17 protein-coding genes, 3 tRNA genes and 1 pseudogene are annotated in these 21,200 nt (G+C 34.0%); 14 read left to right on the forward strand and 7 right to left on the reverse strand.

Features of this window, described 5'->3' with window-relative positions; all coding sequences use genetic code 11:
• Nucleotides 1–13: 13 nt before the first annotated feature.
• Nucleotides 14–499, reverse strand: coding sequence for an arginine repressor (locus A6J68_RS00945; RefSeq protein ID WP_001034427.1), 486 nt, complete (start codon nt 497–499; stop codon nt 14–16).
• A gap of 9 nt (nt 500–508) precedes the next feature.
• Complete coding sequence (locus A6J68_RS00950; RefSeq protein WP_000628848.1) at nt 509–1,189, reverse strand: Crp/Fnr family transcriptional regulator; 681 nt, start codon at nt 1,187–1,189, stop codon at nt 509–511.
• A gap of 207 nt (nt 1,190–1,396) precedes the next feature.
• Between A6J68_RS00950 and A6J68_RS00955 the strand changes: the two genes are divergently transcribed.
• From A6J68_RS00955 to arcC, 6 genes and pseudogenes are all read left to right on the forward strand, one after another.
• Nucleotides 1,397–2,101 carry a B3/4 domain-containing protein gene (locus A6J68_RS00955; RefSeq protein ID WP_000159978.1) on the forward strand — a complete coding sequence of 235 codons (705 nt, stop codon included), beginning with the start codon at nt 1,397–1,399 and terminating at the stop codon, nt 2,099–2,101.
• A gap of 265 nt (nt 2,102–2,366) precedes the next feature.
• Nucleotides 2,367–3,599 (forward strand): arginine deiminase, encoded by a 1,233-nt coding sequence (gene arcA, locus A6J68_RS00960; RefSeq protein ID WP_000194839.1) that lies wholly within the window; start codon nt 2,367–2,369, stop codon nt 3,597–3,599.
• Nucleotides 3,600–3,604: 5 nt separating this feature from the next.
• A pseudogene (locus A6J68_RS00965) lies at nt 3,605–4,035 on the forward strand (GNAT family N-acetyltransferase).
• A gap of 15 nt (nt 4,036–4,050) precedes the next feature.
• The gene (gene argF, locus A6J68_RS00970) at nt 4,051–5,064 is read left to right on the forward strand and encodes an ornithine carbamoyltransferase (protein ID WP_000195400.1); all 1,014 of its coding nucleotides are present in this window, start codon (nt 4,051–4,053) and stop codon (nt 5,062–5,064) included.
• 62 nt (nt 5,065–5,126) lie between these two features.
• Nucleotides 5,127–6,554: an arginine-ornithine antiporter gene (arcD, locus tag A6J68_RS00975; RefSeq protein ID WP_000410018.1), complete on the forward strand. Its 1,428-nt coding sequence runs from the start codon at nt 5,127–5,129 to the stop codon at nt 6,552–6,554.
• A gap of 20 nt (nt 6,555–6,574) precedes the next feature.
• Complete coding sequence (gene arcC / locus A6J68_RS00980) at nt 6,575–7,531, forward strand: carbamate kinase (RefSeq protein ID WP_000237850.1); 957 nt, start codon at nt 6,575–6,577, stop codon at nt 7,529–7,531.
• A gap of 119 nt (nt 7,532–7,650) precedes the next feature.
• Here arcC and trpS read toward each other — a convergent pair whose 3' ends face one another.
• Both trpS and A6J68_RS00990 read right to left on the reverse strand, forming a co-directional pair.
• Nucleotides 7,651–8,676 (reverse strand): tryptophan--tRNA ligase, encoded by a 1,026-nt coding sequence (gene trpS / locus A6J68_RS00985; protein WP_000165475.1) that lies wholly within the window; start codon nt 8,674–8,676, stop codon nt 7,651–7,653.
• A gap of 107 nt (nt 8,677–8,783) precedes the next feature.
• Nucleotides 8,784–9,476 (reverse strand): YoaK family protein, encoded by a 693-nt coding sequence (locus A6J68_RS00990; protein WP_001250491.1) that lies wholly within the window; start codon nt 9,474–9,476, stop codon nt 8,784–8,786.
• A 243-nt stretch (nt 9,477–9,719) separates the two neighbouring features.
• On the opposite strand from A6J68_RS00990, the gene A6J68_RS00995 reads away from it, so the two are divergent.
• From A6J68_RS00995 to A6J68_RS01005, 3 genes are all read left to right on the forward strand, one after another.
• Nucleotides 9,720–10,592, forward strand: a complete 873-nt coding sequence (locus A6J68_RS00995) for a YitT family protein (protein ID WP_000037681.1) — start codon at nt 9,720–9,722, stop codon at nt 10,590–10,592.
• A 65-nt stretch (nt 10,593–10,657) separates the two neighbouring features.
• Nucleotides 10,658–12,277 carry an ABC-F family ATP-binding cassette domain-containing protein gene (locus tag A6J68_RS01000; protein ID WP_000958802.1) on the forward strand — a complete coding sequence of 540 codons (1,620 nt, stop codon included), beginning with the start codon at nt 10,658–10,660 and terminating at the stop codon, nt 12,275–12,277.
• 122 nt (nt 12,278–12,399) lie between these two features.
• On the forward strand, nt 12,400–14,979 hold the full coding sequence (locus A6J68_RS01005; RefSeq protein ID WP_000154442.1) for a YfhO family protein: 2,580 nt from the start codon (nt 12,400–12,402) through the stop codon (nt 14,977–14,979).
• A gap of 67 nt (nt 14,980–15,046) precedes the next feature.
• On the opposite strand, the gene A6J68_RS01010 is transcribed toward A6J68_RS01005, so the two are convergent.
• Both A6J68_RS01010 and A6J68_RS01015 read right to left on the reverse strand, forming a co-directional pair.
• Nucleotides 15,047–15,120 (reverse strand) — tRNA-Asn (locus tag A6J68_RS01010).
• 29 nt (nt 15,121–15,149) lie between these two features.
• Nucleotides 15,150–15,221: transfer RNA gene (locus tag A6J68_RS01015), tRNA-Glu, on the reverse strand.
• Nucleotides 15,222–15,412: 191 nt separating this feature from the next.
• On the opposite strand from A6J68_RS01015, the gene A6J68_RS01020 reads away from it, so the two are divergent.
• Nucleotides 15,413–15,486: transfer RNA gene (locus A6J68_RS01020), tRNA-Arg, on the forward strand.
• 72 nt (nt 15,487–15,558) lie between these two features.
• Here A6J68_RS01020 and rlmH read toward each other — a convergent pair.
• Nucleotides 15,559–16,038: a 23S rRNA (pseudouridine(1915)-N(3))-methyltransferase RlmH gene (gene rlmH, locus A6J68_RS01025; RefSeq protein ID WP_000768335.1), complete on the reverse strand. Its 480-nt coding sequence runs from the start codon at nt 16,036–16,038 to the stop codon at nt 15,559–15,561.
• Between the two features lie 200 nt (nt 16,039–16,238).
• Here rlmH and A6J68_RS01030 point away from each other — a divergent pair, with 200 nt between their 5' ends.
• The 4 genes from A6J68_RS01030 (at nt 16,239) to dnaN (ending at nt 21,200) form a co-directional block, all read left to right on the forward strand.
• Nucleotides 16,239–17,468 carry a S1C family serine protease gene (locus tag A6J68_RS01030; protein WP_000728357.1) on the forward strand — a complete coding sequence of 410 codons (1,230 nt, stop codon included), beginning with the start codon at nt 16,239–16,241 and terminating at the stop codon, nt 17,466–17,468.
• 97 nt (nt 17,469–17,565) lie between these two features.
• Nucleotides 17,566–18,339 (forward strand): ParB/RepB/Spo0J family partition protein, encoded by a 774-nt coding sequence (locus A6J68_RS01035; RefSeq protein ID WP_000456086.1) that lies wholly within the window; start codon nt 17,566–17,568, stop codon nt 18,337–18,339.
• A 208-nt stretch (nt 18,340–18,547) separates the two neighbouring features.
• Entirely contained in the window at nt 18,548–19,909 is a 1,362-nt protein-coding gene (dnaA, locus tag A6J68_RS01040) for a chromosomal replication initiator protein DnaA (protein ID WP_000138202.1), read from the forward strand.
• A 154-nt stretch (nt 19,910–20,063) separates the two neighbouring features.
• The gene (dnaN, locus tag A6J68_RS01045) at nt 20,064–21,200 is read left to right on the forward strand and encodes a DNA polymerase III subunit beta (protein WP_000581132.1); all 1,137 of its coding nucleotides are present in this window, start codon (nt 20,064–20,066) and stop codon (nt 21,198–21,200) included.

The raw sequence follows: 21,200 nt of genomic DNA on the forward strand, positions 1-21,200 counted from the left end.
TCTTCTTAATTTTCTATTTTTTTGAGAAGAAGAAAGGCGGCGTATACTGACTTAATTTCTCAAAACACTTTTGAGCTTCTTCACTATTATTACAAATAATCAAACAAGTATCATCACCACAGACAGTTGCTAAGATCTCAGGTAATAAAATCGAATCTAATATGGAGCCAAAAGATTGAGCTAAGCCAGGTAGTGTCTTCAAAACGATTTGGTTTTGAACTGGAAACAGCATGACTAGGGCATCTTCCATGTAAAAACGTAACCGTTCTTCCCAACGCTTCTGAGATATACTATGAATCTCATAATAAGTTTCTGTAGCATTATCACTGCTTTCGTTAACCTTAATTAAATTAAGTTCCTTCATATCTCGAGATAATGTTGCTTGCGTCACTGAAACGCCATTTTTTTCTAGTAATTCCCTTAACTCATGTTGTGTACGCACCTTAGTCTCAGAGACTAAGGAACGAATTAATTGGTGTCTTGTTTCTTTTTTATTCATATAAACTCCTTATTCAATGAATTTCTTGAAATAATTTTTATTATTATAGAGAAGCTTCTTTCCTTTCATTTCAACGATATCTTTTTGGCGTAATTCCTTTAAAACATGACTAACTGTCTCGCGAGTAGTTCCGCTCATATTGGCAATTTCAATCGTTGTAATAGGAAAAGGTAAATGTCCCCTTTCTGTAGGAACTTGCAAAAGTAGAGTTGCAAGCGATTGGATAACTCTCATACTGGCACTTGAAGTCACCATATTACGAAGTCGTATTTCATGAACTCGTAATAGCTTAGAATATTTCCGACAAAGATGCTTCATTTGATTGATATTTTGAAGAGAGTATTCTTCGTATAAAGCCATTGGCAGAGAAAAATACTCAATATCCGTAATAGCTACTGCTGAAAAATGGTAATCATCATCCAAAAAGAGACCTCCATAAGGAAAAACTGTATCTTGTCTAACATAATCTGTATAAATAAAAGAACCAGAAGCGTCTGATTGTTCAATTTTTACATGTCCTGACTGGATTAAAAACAGTTTTTCACGGTAATCACCTTCAAAAAATAAGGTATGATTTTTTAGAGCTGTACGATGTTTAATGTGGCTCACAATATGGTCAAATTGTTCAATAGTAAAGTGTTTAAAATCATCTAGTTGTCTGAAATAAAAATATTGTTCTTTTGTAATCACCTGATTTTCTAGACCTTTCTAATCATTAGATGCGAACATTTTTTGTATAATGAAAATTTTTTAATGTATAAAATTTTCTTGTCACGATAAATCCTCCTTCATTATAGCAAAAAAATTCGTAGAAAGAACGTTTTTCGTTGAATTTTGAAAACGCTTTTGAGAAAATGTAATTGTTCTGATATCTTTTAAAAAAATTAAGAGGCCTTCATGACTAAATTTATTGTTGATTCATCGTACTGGAATTTGTTTCCAACTTCTAAAATTGGAGTAATCTTAATCAAAGATTATCACATGGACAGGAACCTTGAAACAGAACTTAAACAGTTACTGTCTGATAGTCATTCTTTAGCAAAAAAATATTTGCAAGAGAAAGAATTCAGTCAAAACAAAGTTATCCAAACTTATCGCAAAGCATATCAAACCTTTAAAACTAAAAAAGGTGCACGTTCAAGTATCGAAGCATTATTGAAGCGAATTAATTCAGGAAACGAAATTACTAGTATAAATCCTCTAGTTGATATCTATAATGCCGCTAGCCTTAGGTTTGGATTACCTATTGGTGCTGAGGATAGTGATACATTTAGAGGTGATTTAAAACTAACTATTACCAATGGTGGTGATGAATTTTACTTGATTGGCGAAGATTTTAACATACCAACTCTTTCAGGTGAGCTTGCCTATGTTGATGATGTTGGAGCAGTTTGCCGCTGTTTTAATTGGCGTGATGGAAAACGTACTATGATTACCGATAATACTCAGAACGCTTTTTTAGTTATCGAATTAATTGATAATAGAAGAGAAATTATTTTTAAAGAAGCGTTGGACTTTATCGCCACCAATACAAATCGCTTTCTAAAAGCTAAAACACAGACCATCATATTAGATAAAGAACACAGTGAAATAACGCTATAACATTAAAACGAAAAGTAAAAATTTTACTTTTCGTTATTTTTTAGGTTAATAATTTCTCACTTTCCAACGATAAAAGAAAGAAATTGTGTAGAAATCGCTTTCATTTTTATAAATTTAAATTTTTTTGGATATAATCGTGACATTCTTAACACTTTTAATGCGAATAACTTCCCTATTTTATATTCAAAAGAAAGTAGAATGTAAGTGTAGATATAGAGATAAATCCTGTTTCAATGCAAATCTCTAACTAAGAAAGGAGTAAAATATGACTCAAACACATCCAATTCATGTTTTCTCAGAAATTGGAAAACTTAAAAAAGTTATGCTACACCGTCCAGGTAAAGAAATAGAAAATCTGATGCCTGATTATTTAGAGAGACTCTTGTTTGATGATATCCCATTTTTGGAAGATGCACAAAAAGAACACGATGCGTTTGCACAAGCACTTCGCAACGAAGGAGTCGAAGTACTTTACCTTGAAAATCTTGCTGCCGAGTCGCTAACAAACCAAGAAATTCGTGAACAGTTTATCGATGAGTACATTGGCGAAGCAAATGTTCGCGGTCGTGCTACTAAAAAAGCTATTCGAGAATTATTACTCAATATCAAAGATAATAAAGAACTTATCGAAAAAACTATGGCAGGTATCCAAAAGTCTGAGCTACCTGAAATCCCATCTTCTGAAAAAGGTCTAACTGATCTTGTCGAATCTAATTATCCATTTGCCATAGATCCGATGCCAAATCTTTACTTTACACGTGATCCATTTGCAACTATTGGGAATGGAGTTTCATTAAACCATATGTTCTCTGAAACACGTAATCGCGAAACTTTATACGGTAAATATATCTTTACACATCACCCAGAGTACGGTGGAAAAGTCCCTATGGTCTATGATCGTGAAGAAACAACTCGTATTGAAGGTGGAGATGAGCTCGTCCTTTCTAAAGATGTCCTTGCCGTGGGTATCTCTCAACGTACTGATGCTGCCTCTATTGAAAAACTCTTAGTCAATATTTTTAAACAAAATTTAGGTTTTAAAAAGGTTTTAGCATTTGAATTTGCAAATAATCGTAAATTTATGCACCTTGACACAGTCTTTACAATGGTTGACTATGACAAGTTTACAATTCACCCAGAAATTGAAGGCGATCTTCGCGTTTACTCTGTAACTTACGAAAACCAAGATCTTCATATTGAAGAAGAAAAAGGTGATTTGGCAGATCTTCTAGCGAAAAACCTAGGAGTTGAGAAAGTGGAATTGATTCGTTGCGGGGGTGACAACTTAGTCGCTGCTGGACGTGAACAATGGAATGATGGTTCAAATACATTAACTATAGCACCAGGTGTCGTTGTCGTTTACAACAGAAATACAATCACAAATGCAATCTTAGAGTCCAAAGGATTGAAATTAATTAAGATTAATGGAAGTGAATTAGTTCGTGGGCGTGGTGGACCACGCTGCATGTCAATGCCATTTGAACGTGAAGACCTTTAAAATTTATGAAGCTATTAGTCAATCACTTGCCTTACCAAAGAGCTGCAAGCCTATATATTCGCTTTTCTGTTTTCGTTATCGAAAGAAATATAAAAATGAAAGAAGAATTCGATGATAATGACGAGCAAGATACTATTTATGCTGTTCTTTATGATGGAAACAGCCAGTTTCAACAGGACGCTTTCTTCCTGAAACTCAAACAGAAGCTCGTTTGACTCGAATTGCGACTTTAAAAGGTTATCGTGGTAACGGCTATGGTACCAAAATTATTATAGCACTAGAAAATTATGCAAAAGAAAATGGTTATCACTATCTAACTATACATGCTGAATTGACAGCAAAAGATTTCTACCAGACACTTGGGTATCAAGCTACTGGGAATATTTATATGGAAGACGGGGAAGCCTGTCAAACACTCGAAAAATATTTAATTTAAAGGAGACATTAACATATGACACAAGTATTTCAAGGACGTAGTTTCTTAGCAGAAAAAGATTTTTCTCGTGAGGAATTTGAATATCTTATTGATTTTTCAGCTCATTTAAAAGACCTTAAAAAACGTGGTGTTCCTCATCATTATCTTGAAGGTAAAAATATTGCTCTCTTATTTGAAAAAACATCTACTCGTACTCGCGCAGCCTTTACAACTGCAGCAATTGACCTAGGCGCTCATCCGGAATACCTTGGTGCAAATGATATTCAACTTGGTAAAAAAGAATCAACAGAAGATACTGCTAAGGTTTTAGGACGTATGTTTGATGGTATTGAATTCCGTGGTTTTAGCCAAAGAATGGTTGAAGAGCTTGCTGAATTTTCTGGAGTACCTGTCTGGAATGGTTTAACAGATGAATGGCATCCAACACAAATGCTAGCTGACTACCTTACTATCAAAGAAAACTTCGGTAAACTTGAAGGTATTACTCTTGTTTACTGTGGTGACGGACGTAACAATGTTGCCAACTCGCTTTTAGTGGCTGGGACTTTGATGGGGGTCAATGTACACATCTTTTCTCCAAAAGAACTTTTCCCTGCTGAAGAGATTGTTAAATTGGCTGAAGGATATGCCAAAGAATCTGGGGCTCACGTTCTCGTTACTGATAATGTAGACGAAGCTGTAAAGGGAGCAGACGTCTTTTACACTGATGTCTGGGTATCGATGGGAGAAGAAGATAAGTTCAAAGAACGCGTTGAACTTCTTCAACCATATCAAGTAAACATGGAACTGATTAAAAAAGCTAATAATGATAATCTTATCTTCTTACACTGCTTACCTGCATTCCATGATACAAATACCGTTTATGGCAAAGACGTCGCTGAAAAATTTGGGGTCAAGGAAATGGAAGTTACTGATGAAGTCTTCCGTAGCAAATATGCTCGTCATTTCGACCAAGCTGAAAATCGTATGCACACTATTAAAGCTGTAATGGCTGCAACCCTTGGAAATCTTTTCATTCCAAAAGTTTAAATTAAACGACTATAGGGAGTTGACATATAGTCAATTCCCTATTTTAGGAAATGAGGTATAAAATGGAAAAAGAAAAAAAATTAGGTCTTTTACCACTAACAATGCTTGTCATTGGCTCTCTTATCGGTGGCGGAATCTTTGATTTAATGCAAAATATGAGTTCCAGAGCCGGTTTGGTACCAATGCTTATTGCTTGGGTAATTACTGCTATCGGGATGGGAACTTTCGTTTTAAGTTTTCAAAATTTATCTGAAAAAAGGCCGGACCTAACAGCTGGAATCTTTAGTTACGCTAAAGAGGGGTTTGGAAACTTTATGGGATTTAACTCTGCATGGGGTTATTGGTTATCAGCTTGGCTTGGAAATGTTGCCTACGCTGCACTCTTATTCAGTTCACTCGGTTATTTCTTTAAATTCTTTGGTAATGGAAATAATATCATCTCAATTATTGGAGCAAGTATAGTTATTTGGGTTGTCCATTTCTTAATTTTAAGAGGTGTTAATACAGCTGCATTTATTAATACCGTAGTTACCTTTGCAAAATTAGTACCTGTTATTATTTTCTTAATTTCAGCGTTATTAGCTTTCAAATTTAACATTTTTAGTCTTGATATCTGGGGAAATGGATTACATCAATCAATTTTCAACCAAGTCAATTCAACTATGAAAACCGCTGTTTGGGTATTTATTGGTATTGAGGGCGCCGTTGTCTTCTCAGGTCGTGCTAAAAAACACTCTGATATTGGTAAAGCAAGTATCCTAGCATTATTCACTATGATTTCACTTTATGTATTGATTTCTGTTTTATCACTTGGTATCATGTCACGTCCAGAACTTGCAAACTTAAAAACACCAGCTATGGCTTACGTTCTAGAAAAAGCTGTTGGTCACTGGGGTGCTATCTTAGTTAACCTTGGTGTTATCATTTCAGTATTTGGCGCTATTCTTGCTTGGACTTTATTTGCAGCAGAATTACCATATCAAGCTGCTAAAGAAGGTGCTTTTCCTAAATTTTTTGCAAAAGAAAATAAAAACAAAGCTCCAATCAACTCACTCTTAGTCACTAATCTTTGTGTACAAGCATTCTTAATCACGTTCTTATTCACACAAAGTGCTTATCGTTTTGGTTTCGCATTAGCATCATCTGCTATCTTAATTCCTTATGCTTTTACAGCACTATATCAATTACAATTCACACTCCGTGAGGATAAGTCAACTCCAGGACATCAAAAGAATTTAATTATCGGTATCCTCGCTACAATCTATGCTGTTTACCTTATCTACGCTGGTGGTTTTGATTACTTACTTTTGACAATGATTGCTTATACTCTAGGTATGATTCTCTATATTAAAATGAGAAAAGATGACAAGCTTCCTATCTTTGTGAGATATGAAAAAATTAGTGCCATTGTCATTCTAGCGCTTTGCTTACTATGTATTATTGAAATTATGACTGGACAAATTGACATTGCTGCAATCCTAGCAGGTTAGTCATTAGAAAGAGGGATAAATTGGTAAAAGAACATCAAAAAATCGTAGTTGCCTTAGGTGGTAACGCTATTCTATCAACAGATGCTTCAGCAAAAGCACAACAAGAAGCATTAATCAACACATCAAAATCACTGGTCAAACTGATTAAAGAAGGCCATGATGTCATTGTTACTCATGGAAATGGTCCCCAAGTTGGTAACTTATTGCTACAGCAAGCAGATTCAGATTCTGAAAAGAATCCAGCAATGCCTTTGGATACTTGTGTTGCCATGACAGAAGGAAGTATTGGTTTTTGGTTACAAAATGCTCTTAACAATGAATTACAAGAACAAGGCATTGACAAAGAGGTTGCAACAGTGGTAACTCAAGTTATTGTAGATGAAAAAGATCAAGCTTTCACTAATCCAACAAAACCTATTGGCCCATTCTTATCTGAAGAAGATGCCAAGAAACAAGCCCAAGAAACAGGTTCAAAATTTAAAGAAGATGCTGGTCGTGGATGGCGTAAAGTCGTTCCTTCACCAAAACCGGTTGGTATCAAAGAAGCTTCTGTTATTAGACGGTTAGTGGACTCTGGTGTGGTTGTTATTAGCGCAGGTGGCGGAGGTGTACCAGTTATTGAAGATGCTAATACAAAAGCATTAAAAGGGGTTGAAGCTGTTATTGACAAAGACTTTGCCAGTCAAACTTTATCAGAACTTGTTGATGCCGACTTATTCATCGTCTTAACTGGCGTTGACAACGTTTTTGTTAATTTTAATAAACCTAATCAAGAAAAATTAGAGGAAGTTACTGTTTCACAAATGAAACAATATATCACTGAAAATCAATTTGCCCCTGGCAGTATGCTACCAAAGGTAGAAGCTGCGATTGCTTTTGTTGAAAATAAACCAGAAGCGCGTGCTATCATTACTTCACTTGAAAATATTGATAATGTCTTAGCAGAAAATGCAGGGACACAAATTGTTGTAAATTAAACAATGTAGATTACCATTACATACACTCCTTATTAATAACAAAGTAATGTCACTCCTTAGGCATTCCTATAATAAAAGAGAGCTAGATATATCTAGCTCTCTTTTATTATAGGAATATATTATTTAAAATAGTTCAAACCCATGGCTGATTTAACCTCATCCAAAGTAGAGGCTGCAACAGCTTGAGCTTTCTCACTACCTTTTTGTAACATTTGATAAACTTGTCCCATATCTTTAGCATATTCAAGGCGACGTTCTCTAATAGGTGATAATTCACGCTCTAAGATATCAAGTAGATAACGTTTTGTTTTAACATCTCCAAGTCCACCTTTTTGATAGTGTTCTTTCATAGCAGTAATCTCTTTTTGGTCTTCATCTCTTCCAAAAACATCAAGGTAATGGAATACCATATTACCTTCGATTTGTCCTGGTTCTTCTACTTTAATATGGTTTGGATCAGTATACATGCTCATAACTTTTTTCTTAACTGTATCCATATCATCTGCTAAAAAGATTCCATTATTTAATGACTTAGACATTTTTGCATTACCATCTAACCCTGGCAGACGACCTGCTGCATCATTTTCTGGATAGATTCCCTCTGGTTCAACTAAAACCTGACAATTATAAGCATGATTGAAAGATCTAACTATTTCACGTGTTTGTTCAATCATTGGTTTTTGGTCAGTCCCTACAGGAACAAGGTTAGCTTTAAAAGCGGTTATATCAGCTGCTTGTGCAACAGGATAAACTAAGAATCCTGCTGGAATAGACTCACCAAAACCTTTTTGAGCAATTTCTGTTTTTACAGTTGGATTACGTTCCAAACGTGCAAGTGAAACCAAGTTCATATAATACATACTTAATTCTGCTAACTCAGGAATTTGACTTTGAATGAATAAAGTCGACTTGTTTGGATCCAGCCCAACAGCTAAATAATCAAGTGCAACATTACCAATTGATTCAACAATAGTTTGCGGATCTTTAGCATGGTCTGTCAGTGCTTGTTGGTCTGCTAAAAAGACAAATAAAGTATAGCTACCCTCATTTTGAAGTAGAACTCTATTTTTTAAGCTACCTACATAATGTCCAATATGCAACTTTCCTGTCGGTCTATCACCTGTTAAGATAATTGGTTTTGTCATGTTTACTCCTTAATATACCAAAGATATCATTTCATATAGTTATCTTATCATGTCACAAGCCCTATTGCAATTCATCCCTACAAGAAACATTCACCTTATTAAGATGATTAAACATTATGTAACGTTAAATCGTTCTTAATAATTTCAATCGTATAATGAATCATAATAATTAAAAGCGTTATCGTCACACCTAAAATAGCTCTATATGCAAAGATATCGTAAACTATTGCAGCTACCAATGCTCCAATAATAAATGCTAGAACTACCAGTGAATAATTGATAGCTCGTCTTTTTTGCATAGCCGTTCTCTGACGATTAACAATATACTCATACCAAAATTGTAGCATTTTCCGATAATTACCAGAAGTCATTAAGATAGTGTATGGTTCAGATTCAATGCGACTTCCTGAAAATGTCAACATTAAAATACCTGTGCTAAAGGCTAATAAAGCTACCCAGATATTGTGGTTTACATTTTCAACAAAAGGAATAAACATCGTAGAAAGTAAAAGGGGACATAATGCATATAGACGCCAAAAAGCTGTTACTGCACGTTCTTTAATCACAATACCAACCAAAAAACCAATTGAAAAAAAGAAAATAGAAAATAATTTAGTGATAAAAAAGTGAAAATCATTTTGTCCGAGATTTGCCACCATCAAGATAATATTACCTGTCTGTGTTGCAACAAGGGAGTGAAACTGCATGTGACTATAAACGTCAATAAAACCACCAATAAAACCCAATAATACAGCCATTTTTCTTCCATCTTGTGGCATTATAATATCATCTCTGCGCATTATAGCAAATTCTCCTTCTTGTATTATCATGTTTTCTATTATATACCAATAAAATAGGCATTCAACTCAAAAATATCGAGAAATTTCTTTTCTAAATTTACTTGACTACCAAGTCTCGCTGTTAGATAATAGGTAATAATAAGTTTTGATAAAATAAAAATGTTATGACTGAGTTGTCAATATTATTTATTGACAACTTTCTCTTTTTATCATGTTATTATTACTAAAGTTAAGGAGCTTATCATGTCTAAAAAAATTAAGAATTTTATACTATTAAATATTGGATCTCTAATTGTTGCATTTGGTTTCAACGCTTTCTTTCTTCATAATCATATTGTCACGGGGGGGATTAGTGGTTTGGCAGTTAGTTTTCATGAAGTATTTGGTTGGGATTCTGCTTTTTTTATTATGATTATCAATATTCCATTGCTCCTTCTTTGCTACTTTGGCTTAGGTAAACAAACCTTTTTAAAAACTGTCTATGGTTCTTGGATTTTTCCTGTTTTTATTAAGTTAACACAAAGTGTACCAACTTTGACCCACAACCCACTCCTCGCAGCACTTTTTGGAGGTGTTATTGTAGGATGTGGTTTGGGGATTGTTTTTTGGAGCGACTCTTCAACTGGTGGAACGGGGATTATCATTCAATTCTTAGGAAAATATACTCCTATAAGCCTTGGACAAGGGGTTATATTGATTGATGGACTTGTTACAATTGTTGGTTTCCTAGCTTTTGACAGTGATACGGTTATGTTTTCTATTATTGGGTTGATAACTATTAGTTATATTATTAATGCTATCCAAACTGGATTTACAACCTTAAGCACTGTCTTAATCGTTTCTCAAGAGCACCAAAAAATTAAGACATATATCAATACTGTCGCAGATAGAGGAGTAACAGAAATTCCCGTTAAAGGGGGATATTCTGGAACTAATCAAATCATGCTTATGACAACTATTGCTGGTTATGAGTTTGCTAAATTACAAGAGGCAATAGCAGAAATTGACGAAACAGCCTTCATAACAGTAACTCCAACATCACAAGCTTCTGGACGTGGATTTAGTCTTCAAAAAAATCATGGACGTCTTGATGAAGACATTCTTATGCCAATGTAATCGATTGATAATTAAAGCTTTTTCTAGTAGAATAGCAGATAGAATATACACAAGAGGTAACAAAATTGCTTACAGTTTCAGATGTTTCACTACGTTTTAGTGATCGCAAATTATTTGATGAAGTTAACATTAACTTTACAGCAGGAAATACCTATGGTCTTATCGGAGCAAATGGCGCTGGTAAATCAACTTTCCTTAAAATTTTAGCTGGTGATATTGAACCAACAACGGGACATATTGCACTTGGCCCAGATGAACGCCTTTCTGTACTTCGCCAAAATCATTTTGATTATGAAGATGAGCGCGTCATTGATGTCGTTATCATGGGTAATGAAACACTTTATAGTATCATGAAAGAAAAGGATGCTATCTACATGAAAGAAGATTTTTCTGATGAAGATGGTGTTCGCGCTGCGGAATTAGAAGGAGAATTTGCTGAACTCGGTGGATGGGAGGCTGAAAGTGAGGCTTCTCAATTACTCCAAAATCTAAATATTTCAGAAGAGCTTCATTATCAAAATATGAGTGAATTAGCTAATGGAGACAAAGTTAAAGTTCTCCTTGCAAAAGCTCTCTTTGGTAAACCAGATGTACTTCTCCTTGACGAGCCTACCAATGGACTTGATATCCAGTCTATTACTTGGTTAGAAGATTTCTTGATTGACTTTGAAAATACAGTTATTGTAGTTTCCCACGACCGTCATTTCTTGAATAAAGTATGTACACATATGGCTGACCTTGATTTTGGAAAAATTAAACTGTTCGTCGGCAACTATGATTTCTGGAAAGAATCATCAGAATTAGCAGCTCGTTTACAAGCTGATCGTAATGCTAAAGCAGAAGAAAAAATTAAACAACTTCAAGAATTCGTTGCACGATTTTCAGCGAATGCTTCAAAATCAAAACAAGCAACTTCTCGTAAAAAAATGCTTGATAAAATTGAACTTGAAGAGATTGTACCATCAAGCCGTAAATACCCATTCGTTAACTTTAAAGCCGAACGCGAAATGGGAAATGATTTATTGACCGTTGAAAATCTCTCTGTCACTATTGATGGGGAAAAAATCCTTGATAATATCAGTTTCATTCTTCGTCCTGGTGATAAAACTGCACTTATTGGACAAAATGATATCCAAACTACTGCACTTATTCGAGCATTGATGGGGGATATCGAATATGAAGGAACAATCAAATGGGGAGTAACAACTAGTCGTTCTTACCTTCCAAAAGACAATTCACGAGACTTTGCTTCTGGCGAGTCAATCTTAGAATGGCTTCGTCAATTTGCTAGTAAAGAAGAAGACGATAATACCTTCTTACGTGGCTTCCTAGGTCGTATGCTTTTCTCTGGAGATGAGGTTAACAAATCTGTTAATGTCTTATCTGGGGGTGAAAAAGTACGCGTTATGCTTTCGAAATTAATGCTATTAAAATCTAATGTTCTTGTTCTTGATGATCCAACAAACCACTTAGATTTGGAATCTATTTCAAGTCTCAATGATGGACTAAAAGATTTCAAAGAATCTATTATTTTTGCAAGTCATGACCACGAGTTTATTCAAACTTTAGCGAACCATATTATTATTCTTTCTAAAAACGGAGTTATCGATCGTATCGATGAAACTTACGATGAATTTCTTGAAAATACCGAAGTACAAGCTAAGGTCGCTCAACTCTGGAAATAATCCTTTGGCATATCTCTAACCTAATAAACGTGTCAAGATTGAAAATCTTAAAACTATATTAATCATTTAAATAAAAAGGTTGGAACAAATAGCGTCCAGCCTTTTTATCTTAGGAGATATATATGACAATTAACCACTATAAGCTTCGTATACCTTACTATACAATAAGCTTTCTACTTCCCTTCATAATCATAGTCTGTATCCTCTTTACTAAGAATATTTATTGGGGAAGTCCAACAACCATATTAGCAAGCGATAGCTTTCATCAATATGTTATCTTTAATCAAGCATTAAGAAATATTCTTCATGGTTCAAACAGCTTATTCTATACCTTTACAAGCGGTTTAGGTTTAAATTTTTATGCTCTGAGTAGTTACTATTTGGGAAGTTTTTTATCCCCAATAGTTTATTTCTTTAACCTAAAAAATATGCCTGATGCTATCTACCTTTTAACAATATGTAAAGTAGGGTTGATAGGTTTGTCAATGTTTGTCACTCTTTGTAAACGTCATTGTAAAGTTAATCGTGTCTTACTTTTAGTAATTTCTACTTGCTATAGCTTAATGAGTTTCTCAATTAGCCAAATTGAAATTAATATGTGGCTAGATGTATTTATTCTAATTCCCCTTGTTGTTTTAGGAGTTGATCAGCTACTATGGGAAAGAAAACCTATACTTCATTTTCTCTCTCTGACAGCCTTATTCATCCAAAACTATTATTTTGGTTTTATGACTACCATCTTTACTAGCCTTTACTTCATCGTACAAATAACCCGTAATACTGATAGTAAGGTTGCATTTAAACAATTTCTTCATTTTACCTTTTTATCTCTTTTAGCTGGTATGACTAGTAGCATTATGATTTTGCCAACTTATTTTGATTTAACTACTCATGGTGAAAAGTTGACAAAGGTATCGAAGATGTTTACAGAAAATTCTTGGTACATGGATTTGTTTGCTAAAAATATGATTGGAGCCTATGATACAACAAAATTTGGCTCTATTCCTATGATTTATGTAGGTTTACTTCCTTTACTCCTTTCTTTACTTTACTTTACAATAAAGGAAATTCCTCGAAGGACTAGATTAGCATATGGATTTTCACTAATATTTGTTATTGCTAGTTTTTATATAACACCTCTAGATTTATTTTGGCAAGGGATGCATGCTCCAAATATGTTTCTTCATCGCTACTCTTGGGTACTTTCAGTACTTATCTGTCTACTAGCTGCTGAATGCCTTGAGTATTTAGACAACATTTCTTGGAAAAAGATTTTAGGGGTCAATTTAATTTTAATAAGTGGTTTCATAATCACGTTTTTATTTAAAAAGCACTATCATTACCTTAATCTTGAATTACTTCTTTTAACCTTAACATTCCTCTCAGCTTATATTATTCTAACTATTAGTTTTGTCAGTAAGCAAATCCCTAAATTAGTTTTTTATCCCTTTCTTATTGGTTTTGTTGTGTTAGAGATGACATTAAACACCTTTTACCAACTAAATAGTCTTAACGATGAGTGGGTATTTCCATCTAGGCAAGGATATGCTAAATATAATCACAGCATTAGCAAACTTGTCAGAAAGACTGAGAGAAATAACTCTACATTCTTCCGTACAGAGCGCTGGTTAGGACAAACCGGCAACGACTCTATGAAATATAATTATAATGGTATTTCACAATTTTCATCTATTAGAAATCGTTCTTCAAGTCAAGTGCTTGATAGACTTGGCTTTAAATCAGATGGTACAAATTTAAATTTACGTTATCAAAATAATACTTTGATCGCAGATAGTCTATTTGGTGTAAAGTACAACCTTACAGAATATCCTTTTGATAAATTTGGTTTTATCAGAAAAGCTCAAGATAAACAAACCATTCTTTACGAAAATCAGTTTGCCAGTCAATTAGCTATACTAACGAATCAAGTATATCAAGATAAACCATTTACTGTGAATACTTTGGATAATCAGACAACTCTTTTAAATCAATTAAGTGGTTTGAAAGAGACGTATTTTGAGCATCTTATTCCAAATAGCGTTTCTGGGCAAACTACTCTTAATAAACAAGTATTTGTTAGAAAGAATAAACAAGGGAATACTGAAATTACCTATAACATAACTATCCCTAAAAACAGTCAGTTATATGTTAGTATGCCGTTTATAAATTTTAATAATGAGGAAAATAAAATTGTTCAAATATCCGTTAATAATGGACCATTTGTACCTAATACTCTTGATAATGCTTATTCATTTTTTAATATTGGTTCCTTTGCTGAAAACAGTCGTATCAAAGTAAAATTTCAATTTCCACACAATGATCAAGTTTCTTTCCCAATTCCCCACTTTTATGGGCTCAAGTTAGAAGCTTATCAAAAAGCTATGACTGTTATTAATAAACGAAAAGTAAAAGTAAGAACTGATCACAATAAAGTTATTGCTAATTATACAAGTCCTAATAGAAGTTCTCTTTTCTTCACTATTCCCTATGATAGAGGTTGGAAAGCTTATCAAAATAATAAAGGAATAAAAATTTTCAAAGCTCAGAAAGGTTTTATGAAAATAAATATTCCTAAAGGAAAAGGCAAAGTAACATTAATTTTTATCCCTTACGGCTTTAAATTTGGGGTAGGCCTATCTATTACTGGAATAGTATTATTTACTGTCTATTATTTAAAATTTGGAAAAAATAAAATAGGATGAGAGTACTCTCATCCTATTTTATTAACAAAAAAACGCCGACAAATCAACGTTTAGATGTGTCTTATCACTCCGGCAGCAGGACTCGAACCTGCGACATCATGATTAACAGTCATGCGCTACTACCAACTGAGCTATGCCGGATAAATAAAAAACTGCAAAGCAGTTATCAATAGTCCGTACGGGATTCGAACCCGTGTTACCGCCGTGAAAAGGCGGTGTCTTAACCCCTTGACCAACGGACCATAGGTTAGGTGTTTCCTTAGTACTCTTAATATTATATCAGAAAAAAAAGGTTTGTCTATACTTTTGTTCAATAATTTTTACAAAAAAATTGAACCTACTTATGAGCAAAAAAATATATTTCCAACTCATAAATAGTACATATGAAAACTTGACAGCCTGCCTAATATTTTGGTAGAATAACAGAGTTGATGGTTCCATAGCTCAGCTGGATAGAGCATTCGCCTTCTAAGCGAACGGTCGCAGGTTCGAATCCTGCTGGAATCAGATAATGAAAGTCTAGATAGATTATCTAGGCTTTTTTATTTGTTTTTAGCGGTTGTTTCATAAATGGAACGATTATTTGTGGTAAGGAGTGCCTTGACGAATCATAAAAGCACGATAAATTTGTTCCATCAAGACTAATTTCATAAGTTGATGAGGTAAGGTTAACAGTCCAAAACTCATTAAATAATCAGCACGTTTTTTCACTTTTTGAGATAAACCCAAACTACCACCAATAACAAAAGTAATAGTAGAGTAGCCGGATATCATTTTTTGATCGATTAGATGGCTAAATGATTCAGATGGCAATTGTTTCCCTTCTATAGCCAAACCAATGACATAATCCCTCTCACCTATTTTACTCAAAATACGTTCCCCTTCTATATCTAAAATTCTTTGATTTTCAGATATACTAGCTTTATCAGGTGTCTTTTCATCAGCTAGCTCAATTGTCTCAATTTTAGAAAAGCGATTCAGACGTTTCTGATACTCTGCAACACCTTCTTTAAGGTATTTCTCTTTCAATTTTCCAACTGTAATTATTTTTAATTTCATAGCTACATTATAACATAATCCACAATATTTTCACAATTTATCCACATGTTTATCCTTACATATCCCCTTATTTTATAGGCAATCTATAACTATAATCAAGGTTATCCACAACTTGTGGATATTTCCTTTTTTTAGCTTTTAAGGTATAATTAAGAAGCTTGTCATAAGATTAGTATAAAAATTTACGGAGGTAGCTATTTGTGAAAAAAAAATTAGTCTCATCACTTCTAAAGTGTTCTCTAATCATTATTGTTAGCTTTGCTGGTGGAGCATTTGCTAGTTTTGTCATGAATCATAATGACAATATTCCAAATGGTGGTGTCACTAAAACTAGTAAAGTAAATTATAATAACATAACGCCTACAACAAAAGCTGTTAAAAAGGTACAAAATAGTGTTGTTTCTGTTATCAATTATAAACAACAAGAGAGTCGTTCTGACCTATCAGACTTCTATAGTCATTTTTTTGGTAATCAGGGGGGCAACACTGATAAGGGCTTACAAGTTTACGGTGAAGGCTCTGGAGTCATCTATAAAAAAGATGGTAAAAATGCCTATGTTGTCACTAATAACCACGTCATTGATGGGGCTAAACAAATTGAAATTCAACTAGCTGATGGCTCAAAAGCAGTTGGGAAACTTGTTGGGTCAGATACCTACTCTGATTTAGCCGTCGTCAAAATTCCATCAGATAAAGTTTCAAATATTGCAGAATTTGCTGATTCATCAAAACTCAACATTGGTGAAACTGCTATAGCGATCGGAAGCCCTCTTGGAACTGAGTATGCAAATTCTGTAACTCAAGGTATTGTATCTAGTTTAAAAAGAACTGTAACAATGACTAATGAAGAAGGACAAACAGTTTCTACAAATGCTATCCAGACGGATGCTGCTATCAATCCTGGTAATTCAGGTGGAGCACTTATCAATATTGAAGGACAGGTTATTGGAATTAATTCTAGTAAAATTTCTTCTACATCAAATCAAACCTCAGGACAATCGTCAGGAAATAGCGTTGAAGGTATGGGATTTGCCATTCCTTCAAATGATGTTGTTAAGATTATCAATCAACTTGAGAGTAACGGACAAGTAGAGAGACCTGCTCTAGGTATTTCTATGGCTGGATTAAGTAATTTACCATCCGATGTTATTAGTAAACTGAAAATCCCAAGTAATGTTACTAATGGTATTGTAGTAGCATCTATCCAATCTGGCATGCCAGCTCAAGGCAAACTAAAGAAATACGATGTCATTACTAAAGTTGACGATAAAGAAGTAGCATCTCCAAGTGATTTACAAAGTTTACTCTATGGCCACCAGGTAGGGGATTCCATAACAGTAACCTTTTATCGTGGTGAAAATAAACAAACAGTCACTATAAAACTTACTAAAACTAGTAAAGATTTAGCTAAACAACGAGCAAATAACTAAATCAATTCTAGTTATTTTAACTAAGATATAGTAAAATTAAAGGGGTTGGTCAGATAGACCAATCCCTTTAGTAAGTCTATAGAATCTGAGGTCTAAAATGGAATATTTAGAAACGATCAACATCAATCATATTGCTCCAAATCCGTATCAACCTCGCCTAGAATTTAATACAAAAGAACTAGAAGAATTAGCCGACTCTATTAAAATTAATGGCCTTATTCAACCCATTATTGTAAGACCGTCAGCAGTCTTTGGTTACGAACTGGTAGCCGGAGAACGACGGTTAAGAGCCGCAAAGTTAGCTAAATTGGAAAGTATACCTGCAATTATAAAATCCTATAATAATGATGATAGTATGCAATTAGCTATTGTCGAAAATTTACAACGATCTAATTTGTCACCCATTGAAGAGGCTAAAGCCTACTCTCAACTTCTACAAAAGAAAAGTATGACACATGAAGAGTTAGCAAAATATATGGGAAAATCTCGTCCCTATATATCAAATACGATACGACTACTAAATTTACCGCCACTAATTACTTCAGCTATTGAAGAAGGAAAACTTTCCTCTGGTCATGCGCGTGCACTACTCAGTCTACCAGATGCTAGTCAACAAAAAGATTGGTATCAGAGAATCCTCACTGAAGATATTAGTGTAAGACGACTAGAGAAGTTATTAAAACAAGAAAAGAAAACAAATCATAAGTCACTTCAAAATAAAGATGTCTTTCTAAAACATCAAGAAAATGAGTTAGCTCAATTTCTAGGTAGCAAAGTGAAACTTACTATTAATAAAGATGGTGCTGGCAATATAAAGATTGCTTTCAATAACCAAGAAGAATTAAACAGAATTATCAACACTCTAAAATAAGGGTGTTGATTATTTTTTTATTTAATCAAACTTATCCACAAGGTATTTTGCTATTTTTCTGTTGATTCTCTAAGCTTTTCTAATTTCCACAGTCTGTGGAAAACTTTAATTAACATTGTTGATTTTATTCTTCAACATCTGTGGAAAACTTTATTTTTTTATGGTACAATATAACAATAATTATCCACAAGACAATAAGGAAGAAGCTATGACGGAAAACGAACAACTATTTTGGAATAGAGTACTAGAGCTATCTCGTTCTCAAATAGCACCAGCAGCTTATGAATTTTTTGTTCTAGAGGCTAGACTCCTCAAAATTGAACATCAAACTGCAGTTATTACTTTAGATAACATTGAAATGAAAAAGCTATTCTGGGAACAAAATTTGGGGCCTGTTATCCTAACAGCTGGTTTTGAAATTTTCAATGCTGAAATTACAGCTAACTATGTCTCAAACGATTTACATTTACAAGAAACTAGTTTTTCTAACTACCAGCAATCTAGCAACGAAGTAAATACTTTACCAATTAGAAAAATCGACTCTAACCTTAAAGAGAAATATACTTTTGCTAATTTTGTTCAAGGAGATGAAAATAGATGGGCTGTTTCAGCATCAATTGCTGTAGCTGATAGTCCTGGCACGACTTATAATCCTCTATTTATCTGGGGGGGACCTGGTCTAGGAAAGACGCATCTACTAAATGCTATTGGAAATCAAGTTTTAAGAGATAATCCAAACGCGAGGGTTTTATACATCACTGCTGAGAATTTTATTAATGAATTTGTCAGTCATATTCGTTTAGATTCGATGGAAGAATTAAAAGAAAAGTTTCGCAACTTGGACTTACTCCTGATTGATGATATTCAGTCGCTTGCTAAGAAAACCTTAGGGGGGACCCAAGAGGAGTTCTTCAATACTTTCAATGCTTTACATACAAACGATAAACAAATCGTATTGACCAGTGACCGAAATCCAAATCAATTAAATGATCTAGAAGAACGTCTAGTCACGCGCTTTAGTTGGGGACTCCCAGTAAATATCACACCACCTGATTTTGAAACACGAGTTGCTATTTTAACCAATAAAATTCAAGAATATCCTTATGATTTTCCTCAAGATACCATTGAATACTTAGCAGGAGAATTTGATTCCAACGTACGTGAATTAGAAGGAGCCTTGAAAAATATTAGTCTAGTTGCTGACTTTAAGCATGCTAAAACTATTACAGTAGATATAGCTGCAGAAGCTATCAGAGCACGTAAAAATGACGGTCCTATTGTTACTGTTATTCCTATAGAAGAAATTCAAATACAAGTTGGTAAATTCTATGGCGTAACTGTAAAAGAGATAAAAGCAACTAAAAGAACACAAGATATTGTCCTTGCAAGACAGGTAGCCATGTACTTAGCTCGTGAGATGACAGATAACAGTCTCCCCAAAATAGGTAAAGAATTTGGGGGACGAGATCACTCAACTGTTCTCCACGCTTATAATAAAATAAAAAATATGGTTGCTCAAGATGACAACTTACGAATTGAGATAGAAACTATCAAAAATAAAATCAGGTAGGCTTTGTGGATAAGTATCAGAAAAACACGAGACTTTTCCACAGGTTGTGAACAAGTTATTTTCCTTATGAATACTAAAGTTATAATACTTATTCACAACTTTAACAGGACCTACTATTACTACTAAATTTATACTAATATATAAAGGATATACTATGATTCATTTTTCAATAAATAAAAATTTCTTCTTGCATGCTCTAACAGTAACCAAACGAGCTATTAGTCATAAAAATGCGATTCCAATCCTTTCAACTGTTAAAATAGAAGTGACTAGAGATGCTATCATTTTAACGGGGTCAAATGGACAAATTTCAATTGAAAATACTATTCCTGCTTCAAATGAAAATGCAGGTTTACTAGTAACGAATCCAGGCTCTATTTTGTTAGAAGCTGGTTTCTTTATTAATATTATTTCAAGTTTACCAGATGTAACTTTAGAATTTACAGAGATTGAACAACATCAAATTGTTCTTACTAGTGGAAAATCAGAGATTACTTTGAAAGGTAAGGATGTCGATCAATACCCTCGTCTGCAGGAAATGACAACAGATACTCCATTAACATTAGAAACTAAACTGTTAAAATCAATTATTAATGAAACTGCTTTTGCTGCTAGCCAACAAGAAAGCCGTCCAATCTTAACAGGTGTTCATTTGGTTATCAGTCAAAATAAATACTTTAAGGCTGTTGCGACAGATTCACACCGTATGAGTCAACGCACTTTCCAATTAGAGAAATCGGCTAATAATTTTGATTTGGTTGTTCCAAGTAAATCCCTTCGAGAATTTTCGGCTGTTTTTACAGATGATATTGAAACTGTAGAGGTTTTCTTCTCAGATAGTCAAATGTTATTTAGAAGTGAAAATATCAGCTTCTATACACGTTTGCTTGAAGGAAACTACCCTGATACTGATCGCCTCCTAACTAATCAGTTTGAAACCGAAATTATCTTTAATACAAATGCTTTACGCCATGCTATGGAACGTGCTTATTTAATTTCGAATGCAACTCAGAACGGTACTGTTCGTTTAGAAATTCAAAATGAAACAGTCTCAGCTCATGTAAACTCTCCAGAAGTTGGTAAAGTTAATGAGGAATTGGATACTGTTAGCCTTAAAGGTGATAGTTTAAATATTAGTTTTAATCCAACTTACCTAATTGAATCTTTAAAAGCAGTAAAAAGCGAAACAGTTACGATTCGATTTATTTCTCCAGTACGTCCATTTACTTTGACCCCTGGTGAAGATACTGAAGATTTCATCCAATTAATAACTCCTGTTCGTACTAACTAA

It is taken from the genome of Streptococcus sp. 'group B' (genome assembly GCF_002073795.1).
In the GTDB taxonomy this organism is placed as follows: domain Bacteria; phylum Bacillota; class Bacilli; order Lactobacillales; family Streptococcaceae; genus Streptococcus; species Streptococcus agalactiae.